Raw genomic sequence first — 253 nt, forward strand, 5'->3', positions numbered from 1 at the left:
GCGAAGCGCTAGGATTTCTAGCCAACGTTTAGGGATGGGTGAATTCATAATGACCTCCAATAAAAAGTTGAAGGTATTTTCAAATACAAAAAATGGTGTTGCTAGGTGTGGTTGGCCGGACGCTTACCATGGGTCTGGCTATTTATTAAATCCCAGACAGCAAAAAACCCGTTACATCGCTGTAACGGGTTTCTCTTATTTGAAGCCTGGCAATGTCCTACTTTCACATAGCAAATGCTACACTATCATCGGC

1 protein-coding gene is annotated in these 253 nt (G+C 42.7%); it reads left to right on the top strand.

Translation table 11 applies throughout. The features are described 5' to 3' along the window. Positions 1–49 precede the first annotated feature (49 nt). Positions 50–253: hypothetical protein (locus tag PSI06_RS21370; RefSeq protein ID WP_273604863.1), on the top strand; the 204-nt coding region annotated here is incomplete at its 3' end.

The sequence above is a fragment of the Pseudoalteromonas sp. GABNS16E genome, assembly GCF_028598715.1.
Classification (GTDB): Bacteria; Pseudomonadota; Gammaproteobacteria; order Enterobacterales; family Alteromonadaceae; genus Pseudoalteromonas; species Pseudoalteromonas atlantica.